Below are 14,475 nucleotides of genomic sequence, written 5' to 3'. Positions count from 1 at the left end.
CGAGCGTGAGCCACCTGCTGGGTGTTCAGTCTAGGGGTGGTACGAAAGCGTGAGGCAACTGGGAGGGCGGACTTTGTACGCCATCAGAACCGCTCGTCAGAACGGCCGGGCAGCCCGATGGTGACACCATCTGTCTCCCCCTCCCCTCAACTGGACGTACGAACACGGGAAACGGTTGCTCGCCGTTCTCTTACGGGTGAGAATCTCCCCGGATCATAGCGAGCATTTCATCCAATTCATCCGGTTTCACGAGTACATCGCGCGCCTTCGATCCCTCACTCGGCCCCACGATGTTCCGAGATTCCATCAGATCCATGAGCCTGCCCGCCTTTGCGAAACCGACACGCAGTTTCCGCTGGAGCATCGAGGTCGAGCCGAACTGCGTGGACACCACGAGCTCGGCCGCCTGGCACAGAAGGTCCAGGTCGTCACCGATATCCTCGTCGATTTCCTTCTTCTTCGCCGTCCCGACCACGACGTCTTCCCGGAAGACGGGCGCCATCTGGTCCTTGCAGTGCTGGACGATCGCCGCCACCTCGTCCTCGGTGACGAACGCGCCCTGCATACGGGTCGGCTTGTTCGCGCCCATCGGCAGGAAGAGACCGTCGCCCTTGCCGATGAGCTTCTCGGCGCCCGGCTGGTCGAGGATGACCCGGCTGTCCGCGAGCGAAGAGGTCGCGAAGGCCAGCCGCGAAGGCACGTTCGCCTTGATCAGACCGGTGACGACGTCCACGGATGGCCGCTGGGTGGCGAGCACCAGATGAATGCCCGCCGCGCGGGCCAATTGGGTGATGCGGACGATCGAGTCCTCGACGTCGCGCGGCGCGACCATCATCAGGTCCGCCAGCTCGTCGACGATGACCAGCAGGTACGGGTACGGCGAAAGCTCCCGCTCGCTGCCCTCAGGCGGCTTCACCTTGCCGTTGCGCACGGCCTGGTTGAAGTCGTCGATGTGCCGGTAGCCGTACGCCGCCAGGTCGTCGTAGCGCAGGTCCATTTCCCGTACGACCCACTGGAGCGCCTCGGCGGCCCGCTTGGGGTTGGTGATGATCGGCGTGATCAGGTGCGGGATGCCCTCGTACGCCGTGAGCTCGACCCGCTTCGGGTCGACCAGCACCATCCGTACGTCCTCGGGGGTCGCCCGCACCATGATCGAGGTGATCAGGCAGTTGATGCAGGACGACTTTCCCGACCCGGTGGCGCCCGCCACCAGCACGTGCGGCATCTTCGCGAGGTTGGCCATCTCGTAGCCGCCCTCGACGTTCTTGCCGAGCGCGACCAGCATCGGATGGTCGTCCTCGGCGGCGTCCGCGAGCCGCAGCACATCGCCCAGCTTGACCATCTCGCGGTCACTGTTCGGGATCTCGATGCCGACGGCGGACTTGCCGGGGATCGGACTGATGATGCGTACGTCCGGACTGGCGACGGCGTACGCGATGTTCTTCGCGAGCGCCGTGATCCGCTCCACCTTCACGGCCGGGCCGAGCTCCACCTCGTACCGCGTCACCGTCGGCCCCCGGGTGAAGCCGGTGACCGCCGCGTCGACCTTGAACTCCGTGAAGACGTTCGTCAGCGAGGCGACGACGGCATCATTCGCCGCGCTGCGCGTCTTGCCGGGACCGCCGCGCTCCAGCAGGTCCAGGGAGGGCAGGGAGTACGTGATGTCCCCGGCGAGCTGGAGCTGCTCGGCGCGAGGCGGCAGCGGCTGGGAGACCTCGGGCTGCGCCTTGGTCAGGTCGGCCACCTTCGAGCCGGCCCCGGACGCGGCACCCGCACCCACCGCGGGAACGGGCGTACGCTCCGGTTTCCCGGCGCCCTCGCGCGCGGGCGGCACAGCGGCGGGACGCTCGGTCGTGACCCCCTGCGTCAGATCGGCCACGAGCGCCGAGGGCGGCAGCCCGTTCAGTACGGCGCCGTCCAGCGCGGCAGCGGCCGCCGCGGCGAAGTCGATGGGGTCCATGGGCTCCATGGCACGCGACGCCGACGCGGGCTGCGCGGCGGCCCTGCGGGGCCGGCGGCGCCGGGTGAGCGCCTCCTCCTCCGCGAGGTCCGCGTCGTACTCCGCGGGCGCCGGCCCCCGGCGCGCGGACGAGCGGCGCGCGCCGGCGGGAAGCGCTTCGCGCCACTGCTCGTCGTACCGCTCGTCGTCCTCGAAGTCGTACTCCTCCGGCGGCGCCGGGAGGATCCCCAGCATGATTCCGAGCTGACGCAGCCGCTGCGGGATGGCGTTGACCGGCGTGGCGGTCACGACCAGCAGCCCGAACACGGTGAGCAGCAGGAGAAGCGGTACGGCGAGGACGCTGCCCATGGTGAAGATCAGCGGCGTGGAGGCGGCCCAGCCGATCAGGCCGCCGGCGTCCTGCAGCCCTTCGATGCCGTCGCCGCGGGCGGGCGATCCGCAGGCCACGTGGACCTGTCCGAGGACGCCCACGACGAGGGCCGACAGCCCGATGACGATCCGGCCGTTGGCCTCGGGCTTCTCCGGATGCAGGATCAGCCGTACGGCCATGACGCCCAGCAGTATCGGCACCAGCAGATCGAGCCGCCCGAACGCACCGGTCACCAGCATCTCGACCAGGTCGCCGACCGGGCCGCGCAGCTGCGCCCACGTACCGGCGGCGACGACCAGCGCGAGGCCGAGCAGAAGCAGTGCGACGCCGTCCTTGCGGTGCGCCGGGTCAAGCCCCTTCGCGCCACGCCCTATTCCGCGGAACAGCGCGCCCACGCCGTGCGCGAGGCCCAGCCAGAGAGCGCAGACGAGCCGGTACACGCCGCCGGTCGGCGACGGCGCCGCCTTGGGCGCGGGCCTGGCCGCCGCCTTCTTGGCAGGCGCCTTCTTGGCGGGCGTCTTGGGCGCGGTCTTCTTCACCGCGGCGGCGGTCTTCTTTGCGGGCGCCGCCTTCTTCGGAGCGCCGGTGGTACGGCCGGCGCGCGGCTTCGCGGTGCCCGCCGTGCCCTGGGAACCCTTGCCGGACGTACGTGAGGCCATGGTGGTGAGGTTACCGGTGCGGGCCGCGACGGACACGTGTGCCCACCGCTTCACCCGTTCGTGTCGTGGCGCGGGAGGCGAGAAACTGACGCCGCCTCACGCGGCCTGCCGTGCCCGACAGTACGTCGTCGGTACGTCCGTCAGTGCTGCGAAGGAAACGGGGGCGCCGCGCCGGTGGTACCAGGTTCGAGCGCGTCGAGCGCCCGGCGCAGGCCCGTCAGCTTACGCTCGAGGTGAGCCGCAGTGGCGACGGCCGCGGCGTCCGCGGACTCGTCGTCGAGCTGCTTGGAGAGCGCCTCGGCCTGCTCCTCAACGGCGGCGAGCCGCGCGGAGAGTTCGGCGAGGAGCCCGGCGGGCTCCTTCGTGTCGCCCACGCCGCCCGCCTGACCGCCGCCCTCCAGCTGGAGGCGCAGCAGCGCGGCCTGTTCGCGCAGTTGGCAGTTCTTCATGTACAGCTCGACGAACACCGAGACCTTGGCGCGCAGCACCCACGGGTCGAACGGCTTCGAGATGTAGTCCACCGCGCCCGCCGCGTAACCCCGGAAGGTGTGGTGCGGACCGTGGTTGATGGCGGTGAGAAAGATGATCGGGATGTCCCGGGTCCGTTCTCGCCGCTTGATGTGCGCGGCGGTCTCGAAACCATCCATTCCCGGCATCTGAACGTCCAGCAGAATGACCGCGAAGTCGTCCGTCAGCAGCGCTTTGAGCGCTTCCTCCCCTGACGATGCCCGTACCAGTGTCTGATCGAGCGCAGAGAGGATGGCCTCCAGCGCCAACAGATTCTCCGGCCGGTCATCGACCAGGAGGATCTTGGCCTTCTGCACCATGGCCCGCCCTCCTCGCCCCGGCAGTGCACCGGGCGCCGCCCCAGGGGACGACTCTCTTGCGTCGCCCGTCCTTGTGCCGGTCATGGTAGCCGCACCCCGCCTGTCGCCACACCCTGTCACCGCGATGTCACTGCGCACGTAGCAGAAACGCGGTGGGAGACCAGAAGGTTCCCCGTATACCGCCGACTCACACGCCTTCGGCCACAGTCAGTCAGCAACCCGCCCAGATTCGCACAGCCTACGATCACTCCCCACGCATCCACTGGTCCATTACCGAGAGCAAATGGTCGGGATCAACCGGCTTCGTGACGTAGTCGGAAGCACCGGACTCGATGGCCTTCTCCCGGTCGCCCTTCATCGCCTTCGCCGTCAGCGCGATGATCGGCAGCCCCGCGAACTGCGGCATCCTGCGGATCGCCGTCGTCGTCGCGTAACCGTCCATTTCCGGCATCATGATGTCCATCAGTACGACCGTCACATCGTCGTGCTGCTCCAGGACTTCGATGCCCTCGCGGCCGTTCTCGGCGTACAGCACCGAGAGCCCGTGCTGCTCCAGCACGCTGGTGAGCGCGAAGACGTTGCGGATGTCGTCGTCGACAATCAGCACCTTCTCGTTGGAGAACATGATGCCGCGACGCGTCTGTGGCGCCGCGGCCTCCTGACCGCTCGCGGACCACGACTCCTGGGGAGCCTGCGCCTGCTCCCCGGCCGAGGCCTGACCGGCCTGCCCGGGCTGACCGTTCTGACCGGCCTGCCCCGGCAGCGCCGTCCGCTGATCCGCGGCGCCCACCGCCTTGCGACGGCGCCGGAAGAGCCCGGCGGGACCGGTCTGCGGGTCCGAGGGCAGCCGGGCGGGCCCGTTGTCGGCCGGCGGCGGAACGTCCGTCGACGACGCGTCCTCCGGGAGGCTCCCGCGCAGCGGCTCCATGCCGCCGGGCGCGAGCTGCGGGTAGCCCTGCGGCGGCAGTTCGCTCGGGTGCAGCGGCAGGTAGAGCGTGAACGTCGACCCGCGGCCCGGCTCGCTCGCCGCGTGGATCTCGCCGCCCAGCAGCCTGGCGATCTCCCGGCTGATGGACAGACCCAGGCCCGTGCCGCCGTACTTCCTGCTGGTCGTCCCGTCGGCCTGCTTGAACGCCTCGAAGATCACCCGCATCTTGCTGGCCGCGATCCCGATGCCGGTGTCGGTCACCGAGAAGGCGATCAGATCGGCGTCCATGTCGCGCAGCGAGCCGGCCTCCAGCAGCTGCTCACGGATCGCGTTCGGTACGTCGGCCTTGGCCGGCCGGATGACGAGCTCGACGGCCCCGCTGTCGGTGAACTTCACCGCGTTGGACAGAAGGTTGCGCAGGACCTGGAGCAGCCGCTGCTCGTCCGTGTGCAGCGTCGCGGGCAGCTCCGGGGACACCCGTACCGAGAAGTCGAGCCCCTTCTCCGCGGTGAGCGGCCGGAAGGTCGCCTCCACGTAGTCGACGAGCTGGACCAGCGCGATCCGGGTCGGGCTGACGTCCATCTTGCCCGCCTCGACCTTCGACAGGTCGAGGATGTCGTTGATCAGCTGGAGCAGGTCGGAACCCGCCCCGTGGATCGTCTCGGCGAACTCCACCTGCTTCGGGGACAGATTCCCCTCCGCGTTGTCCGCGAGCAGCTTCGCCAGGATGAGAAGCGAGTTGAGCGGCGTACGCAGCTCGTGCGACATGTTCGCCAGGAACTCGGACTTGTAGCGCATCGAGACCGCGAGCTGCTCGGCGCGCTCCTCCAGGACCTGCCTGGCCTCTTCGATCTCGGTGTTTTTGACCTCGATGTCGCGGTTCTGCTGAGCCAGCAGCTCCGCCTTCTCCTCCAGTTCGGCGTTGGACTCCTGAAGGGCCTTCTGCCGGTTCTCCAGCTCCGCCGAGCGCTCCCGCAGCTGCTCGGTCAGCTCCTGCGACTGCTCCAGCAGCACCTCGGTCTTCGTATTGACGCTGATGGTGTTGACGCTCGTCGCGATCATCTCGGCGATCTGGTTGAGGAAGTCCTTCTGGATCTGCGTGAAGGGCTGGAACGACGCCAGCTCGATCACCCCGAGGACCTTCCCTTCGAAGAGCACCGGCAGCACGATCACGTGCGCTGGCGGCGCCTCTCCGAGACCGGAGGAGATCTTGAGATAGCCCGGCGGCACGTTGTCCACCAGGATCGTGCGCTTCTCCTCCGCCGCGGTGCCGATGAGCGTCTCACCCGGCTTGAAGGAGGTCGGCATCGAGCCGGCCGAGTAGCCGTAGCTACCGCGCATGCGCAGCTCGTACGGGCTGTCCTCGTCCGCGCCCACCTCGGCCGTCCCGCGCGTCGTCAGGGCCAGGAAGAAGGCGCCGTGCTGCGCCGAAACCACCGGCGTCAGCTCGCTCATGATCAGCGAGGCCACGTCGTCGAGATCGCGGCGGCCCTGCATCAGACCCGAGATACGGGCCAGGTTGCCCTTGAGCCAGTCCTGTTCCTTGTTGGCGAGAGTGGTGTCGCGCAGGTTCGCGATCATCGTGTTGATGTTGTCCTGGAGATCCTGGATCTCGCCCGACGCATCGACGTCGATCTTGAGATTGAGATCGCCGCGGGTCACCGCGGTGGCCACGGCCGCGATGGCGCGCACCTGCCGGGTCAGGTTCCCGGCCATCTCGTTCACGGACTCCGTGAGGTCGCGCCAGGTGCCGTCCACGTCGCGTACGCGCGCCTGGCCGCCCAGGATGCCCTCCGTACCCACCTCGCGGGCGACCCGGGTCACCTGGTCGGCGAACGACGACAGCTGGTCCACCATCGTGTTGATCGTCGTCTTCAGCTCCAGGATCTCGCCGCGGGCGTCGATGTCGATCTTCTTGGTCATGTCGCCCTTGGCGATGGCCGTGGTGACCATCGCGATCTGGCGGACCTGCCCGGTCAGGTTGGACGCCATCGAGTTCACCGACTCGGTGAGGTCCTTCCACGTACCCGAGACACCGGGCACGCGCGCCTGGCCGCCGAGCTCGCCTTCCGTACCCACCTCGCGGGCCACTCGCGTGACCTCGTCGGCGAACGAGGACAGCGTCGTCACCATGGTGTTGACGGTGTCGGCGAGCTGCGCGACCTCGCCGCGCGCCTCGACCGTCACCTTCTTCGTCAGATCGCCGTTGGCGACCGCCGCCGAGACCTGCGAGATGTTCCGTACCTGAGACGTCAGGTTGTTGGCCATCAGGTTGACGTTGTCGCTGAGGTCCTTCCAGATGCCGGTGACGCCGCGTACGCGCGCCTGGCCGCCCAGGATGCCCTCGGTGCCCACCTCACGCGCGACCCTCGTCACCTCGTCGGCGAAGGACGACAGCTGGTCGACCATCGTGTTGACGGTGGTGACCAGCTCCAGGATCTCGCCCTTGGCATCGACGGTGATCTTCTTCGACAGATCGCCCTTGGCGACCGCCGTCGTCACCTCGGCGATGTTGCGGACCTGTGAAGTCAGGTTGTTGGCCATGGAGTTGACGGACTGGGTGAGGTCCTTCCACGTACCGCTGACGCCCTGGACCTCGGCCTGACCGCCCAGCATGCCCTCGGTGCCCACCTCGCGGGCCACCCGGGTCACCTGCTCGGCGAAGTTCGACAGCTGGTCCACCATCGTGTTGAGGGTGTTCTTCAGCTCCAGGATCTCGCCGCGCGCGTCCACGTCGATCTTCTGCGACAGGTCACCACGGGCCACCGCCGTCGCGACCTGCGCGATGTTGCGGACCTGAGCGGTGAGGTTTCCGGCCATTCCATTCACGGAATCGGTCAGATCGCGCCATACGCCGGCGACACCCGGCACCTGCGCCTGGCCGCCCAGCCGGCCGTCCGTACCCACCTCTCGGGCGACCCGAGTCACCTGGTCGGCGAACGAAGACAGCTGGTCCACCATCGTGTTGATGGTGTTCTTCAGCTCCAGGATCTCGCCGCGCGCGTCCACGTCGATCTTCTGCGACAGGTCACCACGGGCCACCGCCGTCGTCACCTGCGCGATCTGCCGCACCTGCGAAGTCAGGTTCCCCGCCATGAAGTTGACGGAGTCGGTGAGTTCCTTCCACGTACCGCTGACGCCGTCCACCCGCGCCTGACCGCCGAGGCGGCCCTCCGTACCCACGTCACGCGCCATCCGCGTCACCTGGTCGGCGAACGACGACAACTGATCCACCATCGTGTTGACGGTGTTCTTCAGCTCCAGCATCTCGCCGGAGACATCGACCGTGACCTTCTGCGACAGATCACCGTTGGCGACCGCCGTCGTCACCTGCGCGATGTTGCGCACCTGCCCGGTCAGGTTCCGGAAAGCGGTATTGACGGAGTCCGTCAGATCCTTCCAGGTCCCCGCCGCGCCCGGCACCTGCGCCTGGCCGCCCAGCAGACCCTCGACGCCGACCTCACGCGCCACGCGTGTCACTTCGGAACCGAAGGACTGAAGCTGGTCCACCATCGTGTTGACGGTGTTTTTGAGCTCCAGCATCTCGCCCGCGACATCGACGGTGACCTTCTGCGTCATGTCACCGTTGGCCACTGCCGTCGTGACCTGCGCGATGTCCCGCACCTGTGTCGTCAGATTCCGGAAGACCGTATTGACGGAGTCCGTCAGGTCCTTCCACGTGCCCGCCGCGCCCGGCACCTGCGCCTGACCGCCCAGCAGACCCTCGCCGCCGACCTCGCTCGCCACTCGCGTGACCTCGTCCGCGAACGTACGCAGCGTCTCGGTCATCTGGTTGATCGTCTCCGCGAGCTGGGCGACCTCGCCCCGCGCACTCACGGTGACCTTGCGCGACAGATCACCATTGGCGACCGCCGTCGTCACCTCCGCGATCCCGCGCACCTGAGCCGTCAGGTTCCCGGCCATCAGGTTGACGGAGTCCGTCAGGTCCTTCCACACACCCGCAACGCCGGGCACCTGGGCCTGCCCGCCCAGCTCACCCTCCGTACCGACCTCACGCGCGACGCGAGTCACCTCGGAGGAGAAGGACGACAGCTGGTCGACCATCGTGTTGACGGTGTTCTTCAGCTGTAGCATCTCGCCGGCCACATGCACGGTGACCTTGCGTGACAGATCGCCCTTGGCGACCGCCGTCGTAACGAGAGCAATGTCACGCACCTGAGCCGTGAGCCGGTACGCCATCGTGTTGACGGAATCCGTGAGATCTTTCCACGAACCGGACATACCGCGCACCTGGGCCTGGCCACCCAGTTTGCCCTCGGTACCCACCTCGAGCGCGACCCGAGTCACCTCGTCCGTGAACGCAGACAACTGGTCGACCAGGTTGTTGACCGTACGCCCGACCTTCAGGAACTCGCCCCGCAGCGGATGCCCCGCACCCTCGGTGCCCTCGGAGCTCTGCGACCGCAGTTCCATGCGCTGGTCCAGGTCACCGTCCGCCACCGCGGACAGCACCCGCCCGACCTCGGAAACAGGCCGCGCCAGGTCGTCGACCAGCGCGTTCGACGCATCGATCGCAGTGGCCCAGGAGCCCTCACAGGCCCCCGTCTCCAGCCTCTCGGCCAGCTTTCCCTCACGCCCGACCATGCGCCGCACCCGGGCGATCTCACCCGTCAAATGCAGATTCCGGTCAGCCACCTCGTTGAAGACAGCGGCGATCTCGGCCATCACGCCGTCGCCCGACACCGTCAGACGTTTACGGAAATTGCCGTCCCGCATCGTCACTAGGGCCTGCAGCAACCTGTTCAGGGCCGCCGTATCCACTTCGGTTGTCCCATTGTTCCGGGACCGTCCGCCTTTTGCGCGCGTGCTGGTGCTCCGCGCGGCTGCGCCAGACTCCACCGTGTCCCTCCCGCAGGGGTTGACCGTACTCATCGGGCTTCGCCCGAAGCCTTCCCAGTGTTTCACCATGGCCGAACCAGGCCATAACAGTTCGGCAGCTTCGCACACCCCTCCCCGGACTCCCGAGGCGGAAACACTGGTGACCGGCATCCGCTCGGACAGCGAAGGTAAGTAACCTGGCTTCCGGCTGTCCAGCCGCCCCGGTCCGCCCGGCGGGGGCGGGTGACGCGAGATCCACAACCGGGCACCGGAGGGGCGGGCCGATCATGGCAGAGCGGGGCGTCGAGACGCGTACGAGGAGTTCTGTGATCACCGCGCGGGCGGCTGCCAGCTTCGACCCCGTGGGACGGTCCGTCGCGACCGCCCGCGCCTTTGTCAGGGACACACTCCAGGGGTGGGGGTATTCCGACATCGTGGACGACGCCGTCGTCCTCACCAGCGAGCTCGTCACCAACGCCGTGGTCCACGCCGGCACCACCGCCGACGTCCTCTGCCTGCGTACGGAAGAAGGCGTCCGCGTCGAGGTCGGCGACCGCTACCCCGAGCGCGAGGTCCCCCTCCAGGGCACGGCCCAGTCCTTCGGCAGCCCCGACCGCGAAGGCGGCCGCGGCCTGCTGCTGTGCGCCGCCCTCGCCTCCCGCTGGGGCGTCGAGTACGCCCCCACCAACAAACACGTCTGGTTCCAACTCGACCTCCCCGAACGCCCGGTGGGCATCCGATCCGCCGGCCCCGTACTCCCCGTCGAGCTCCTCCCGGTCGCCGACGGCCGCATCCGCGTCGCCGTCGTCCAGATCGACCGCTCCGGCGCCATCAACGCCTGGAACGAAGACGCGGAAGAGCTCTTCGGATACGCCGCCGACCAGGTCACCGGCAAGCAGCTCACCGACTTCGCCGCCTGGCCGCACACCCCCGGCATCGCCACCGGCATCGCGGACGCCCTCCAGCTCTCCCGCTGGGAGGGCAGCTACGGCGTCCGCGCCGCCGACGGCCGCACCGTCGCCGTCTACGCCTCCCACCTGCGCGTACGGGACACCTCCGGCGAGCCCTCCACCATCTGCCTCCTCGTACGCGACTTCGAGCGCGCCGTACTCCAGTCCCCCCAGCGCACCCCCAGCGACACCGCAAAGGGCTCGCTCTCCGAGGGCCGCACCACGGACCCCTTCGAGGTCTTCATCGGCTCCCCCGCCCCCGACGACCTCGACGGCCTCCTCCAGCGCACCGTCGAGCGCTCCCGCGACATGCTGGACGCCGACTCGGCGTTCCTGCTCCTCGCCACCGACGACGAGACCGAGCTGGAGGTACGGGCCACCACCGGCCTCCCCTCCGCCCGCCAGCGCTTCGCCCGCGTCCCCGTGGAGGCCGGCACCGGCCGCTACGGCTCCGCGCGCATGCCCGCCGTCCACGAGGACCTCACGGCCGTCCCGGGCGCCGTCCCGCTCCTCAGCGGCACCGGCATGCGCTCCGTCGTCACCGTCCCCCTCAAGGTCGAGGGCCGCCTCACCGGCTCACTCGGCGTCGCCGCCGAAGCCCCCGGCCGCTACTCGAACGAAGAAGCCCTGCGCCTCCAGTTCGCGGCGGACCGCATCGCCCTGGCCGTCGAATCCGCCCGCCTCGGCGAGCTGGAACGCCTGCGCAGAGGCTCGCTCTCCTTCCTCGTCGAGGCCTCCGACCTCCTCGCCGGTACGCTCGACCGCGACCAGACCCTGGCCCTCATGGCACAGATGACGGTCCCCACCCTGGCGACCTGGTGCGCCGTCTACACGATCGCCGACCAGTCCTCCGAGCCGTACCTCTCGTTCGTACTCCACGAGGACGAGGAGCGCATCGACGGCCTCAAGGCCCTCCTCTCCAAGATCGACCCCCCGGAGCCGGTCCCGACCCCCGGCGCCCGCATCTGGAACGGCCCCAGCGAAGCCGCCCACCAGGCAGCCCTCCGTACGTCGATGCGCAGTCTCGGCCTCGGCTCCACCCCGCACCTCGGCTCGGGCATCGGCACCACACTCGCCACAGCCGCAGCAGTAGGCGGCGAGACGGTCGTGCTCCCCCTGGTCGCCCGCAACCGCGTCATCGGCATGCTGACCCTCGGCAAGCCCACCGACGACCACTTCCGCCAGGAGATCCTCGAACTGGCCGAGGACCTCTCCCGCCGCGCCGCGCTCGCCCTCGACAACTCACGCCTGTACTCCGAGCGCATGGCCATCAGCCAGTCCCTCCAGCGCAGCCTGCTCCCCCCGGAGCTCCCGCACGTCCCGAACGTCGAGGTGGAGGTCATCTACCGAGCCGCAGGCGAGGGCAACGAGGTAGGCGGCGACTTCTACGACCTCTTCCCGATCCGCGACGGCGCGTACGGCTTCGCCATCGGCGACGTCTGCGGTACGGGCCCCGAGGCCGCCGCCGTCACCGGCCTCGCCCGCCACGCCCTGCGCCTCCTCGCCCGCGAAGGCTTCGGCGGCCCCGCCGTCCTGGAACGCCTCAACGCGGCGATCCTCGACGAGGGCGCCCGCAGCCGCTTCCTGACGCTCCTGTACGGCGAGCTGTGGCCCCAGGAGGACGGCAGCGCCATCCTGAAGGTGGTCTGCGCCGGCCACCCCCTCCCGCTGCGCCTGCGCCCGGACGGCTCGGTCGAACCGGCCGCCGAACCCCAGCCGCTGCTCGGCGTCATGGAGGACCTGGAGCTGTACGAGCAGATGGTCACCCTCGACCCCGGCGACGTACTCCTGTGCGTCACCGACGGCGTCACCGAACGCCGCGAGGGCACCCGCATGCTCGGCGACGACGGCCTGGCCGACGTCCTGGCCACCTGTACGGGCCTGACGGCCGGCGCGGTCGCAGGCCGCATCCTGCGTGCGGTCGAACGCTTCGCGGCGGAACCTGCCTCCGACGACATGGCCATCCTCGCCATGCGCGTCCCGATGCCGCACAACCCGTAGTCGGGTACGCGAAAGGCCCCCGCCAACCGGCGGGGGCCTTTCGTGTGTTGAGCCCCAATACGGAATCGAACCGTAGACCTTCTCCTTACCATGGAGACGCTCTACCGACTGAGCTATTGGGGCCTAGCTGCGCTGCGGCAACGGGATAGATCATACCCCGAATCCAGCCATGCTCTGAACCTGCCATTCCTCTGGACCGTCCACGCCCCCGCTGCCACCATGCCCGGATGCGGACCCGCCCCGGCACGCTCACGCACATATCGCTGCTCTGGTCAGCTGTAGTAGCCATACTCCTCTCACTCACCGCCTGCGGACCGGGCGACGCCAAGAAGCCGAGGAAGCAGCCGAAACCGACCGCCGCCGCGCGCGAGACACCGCGCCCCGGCGACCAGAAGGTGACGATGACCTGGGACGGCAAGAAGCGCGTCTACAGGGTGCACGCACCACCCGGCTACACCCCGGACAAGAAGCTCCCCCTGATCGTCGCCATGCACCCGTACCCGAGCACAGGCGAGTTCGTCACCAAGCTCAGCGGCCTCAACAAGAAGGCCGACAAGGCGAACCTCCTGGTGGCGTACCCCGACGGCATCGACCTCGGCTACAACGCGCTGAGCTGCTGCGGCGACGAGGACGACGTCGGCTTCATCCGGGCCATGACCAAGCGCCTGGTCGACAAGTGGAAAGCCGAACCGGACCGCGTCTACGCCACAGGCATCTCCAACGGCGCCGACATGTCGTTCAAGGTCGCCGTCGAACTCCACGACGTCTTCGCCGCGGTCGCCCCGGTGAGCGGCGCCTACAGCGGCCCAGCCACACAGGACGCCGCCTACATACCCAGGACACCGGTCCCCGTCATGACCTTCATCGGCGGCCTGGACAGGATCTACGACACAGCGGACACGGCCATCAAGTCGTGGGAGAAGCGCCTGGCCTGCAAGGGGTCACCACCCCAAAAACTCATGGAAGAGATCACACGAACGCACGCCAAGTGCGCGGACACGTCAGAAGTGGTCACCTACCGGATCCCCAACATGGGCCACAACTGGCCGGGCGCCGAACCGGGTGACATGGCCGAGCCGGAAGCCGGCGTCAACGCAACGGACCTCATGGTGGAGTTCTTCACCTCACACCCCAAACAAAGGTCCTAAAAGGCAGGTTGGAGGAGCCCACCCAGCGCATTGCAAGCAGACACGACGCGCTGGAGATCACGCCGGGACAGCGAGCCGCCGACGGACAGCGCGAGCGTCTCGTCCGCGGCATGCTCGGCCTCCGGCAGACAGATCTCCCGCCGGAAGGCGGCCAGCCGGTGTACGGGCGTCTTCACGGGCACCTCACACTCCACGCCCCTGCGCCGAACAGCGCGGGCAAAGGCATCACGATCGGGCCGCCCGTTCCCGGGAACGCGCACAACGTACTGCTGATACGTGTGCCCCGCGCACGCCTCCGGAGTCCGTACGCCGGTGAGCCGCCTGTCCAGATAGGCGGCGTGCACCTGCCGTTGAGCGACCGCACGCGGCTCAGGAGTCGCCTCTTCACGATGTTCCAACACAAGCAGCCCCCGCCGACGACCGAGCTCCTGCAGCGGCCGCAAGCCGGCCAGGTATCCGAACCGTGGTACGGCGACGATGGCAGCCGTACGCGACGTCACGGCAGCCTCCACCGCGACCGCATCCAGGCAGTACGTCGCACCGTCGATGTCCGCGAACACGGGCAGCGCCCCGACGGCCAGCACGGCCTCGGCCACCTCGATGTTCCCGTACGCCGACACGATGACCTCGTCGCCGGCACCGACACCCGCGGACTTCAGCATTCCGATCGTCCCCATGTCTGGGGATGCTGGTCGTACAACATGAACGCCAAGTAACAGGGCATAAAAAAACGCTGGTCCCCGAACCGAAGTTCAGGGACCAGCGTTCAATAATTGTTCGGCGGCGTCCTACT

The 14,475-nt window shown here is 68.5% G+C and carries 6 protein-coding genes and 1 tRNA gene; 2 read left to right on the top strand and 5 right to left on the bottom strand.

What is annotated here, in order from left to right; translation table 11 throughout:
• Positions 1–190: 190 nt before the first annotated feature.
• The 3 genes from J7E89_RS38625 to J7E89_RS38615 all read right to left on the bottom strand — a co-directional run bounded on the left by J7E89_RS38625 (position 191) and on the right by J7E89_RS38615 (position 9,604).
• Complete coding sequence (locus J7E89_RS38625; protein ID WP_214980938.1) at positions 191–2,989, bottom strand: DNA translocase FtsK; 2,799 nt, start codon at positions 2,987–2,989, stop codon at positions 191–193.
• Positions 2,990–3,129: 140 nt separating this feature from the next.
• Positions 3,130–3,816: a two-component system response regulator gene (locus tag J7E89_RS38620; RefSeq protein WP_214980937.1), complete on the bottom strand. Its 687-nt coding sequence runs from the start codon at positions 3,814–3,816 to the stop codon at positions 3,130–3,132.
• Between the two features lie 244 nt (positions 3,817–4,060).
• Positions 4,061–9,604, bottom strand: a complete 5,544-nt coding sequence (locus J7E89_RS38615; protein WP_214980934.1) for a HAMP domain-containing protein — start codon at positions 9,602–9,604, stop codon at positions 4,061–4,063.
• A gap of 266 nt (positions 9,605–9,870) precedes the next feature.
• Here J7E89_RS38615 and J7E89_RS38610 point away from each other — a divergent pair, with 266 nt between their 5' ends.
• Complete coding sequence (locus J7E89_RS38610) at positions 9,871–12,534, top strand: SpoIIE family protein phosphatase (RefSeq protein WP_214980932.1); 2,664 nt, start codon at positions 9,871–9,873, stop codon at positions 12,532–12,534.
• 50 nt (positions 12,535–12,584) lie between these two features.
• Here J7E89_RS38610 and J7E89_RS38605 read toward each other — a convergent pair.
• Positions 12,585–12,657 (bottom strand) — tRNA-Thr (locus J7E89_RS38605).
• A gap of 104 nt (positions 12,658–12,761) precedes the next feature.
• Between J7E89_RS38605 and J7E89_RS38600 the strand changes: the two genes are divergently transcribed.
• Complete coding sequence (locus tag J7E89_RS38600) at positions 12,762–13,682, top strand: PHB depolymerase family esterase (protein ID WP_251061670.1); 921 nt, start codon at positions 12,762–12,764, stop codon at positions 13,680–13,682.
• Here the strand turns inward: J7E89_RS38600 and J7E89_RS38595 are convergent.
• A complete protein-coding gene (locus J7E89_RS38595) occupies positions 13,679–14,344 on the bottom strand; it encodes a DegT/DnrJ/EryC1/StrS family aminotransferase (protein WP_214980959.1) in 666 nt (221 codons plus the stop codon). The two genes, J7E89_RS38600 and J7E89_RS38595, sit on opposite strands and share 4 nt — an antisense overlap.
• Between the last annotated feature and the right edge of the window lie 131 nt (positions 14,345–14,475).

The organism is Streptomyces sp. ISL-100 (assembly GCF_018614615.1).
Classification (GTDB): Bacteria; Actinomycetota; Actinomycetes; order Streptomycetales; family Streptomycetaceae; genus Streptomyces.
Note: the sequence above shows the minus strand (reverse complement) of the source record. Positions and strands in the feature narration are given on the sequence as shown.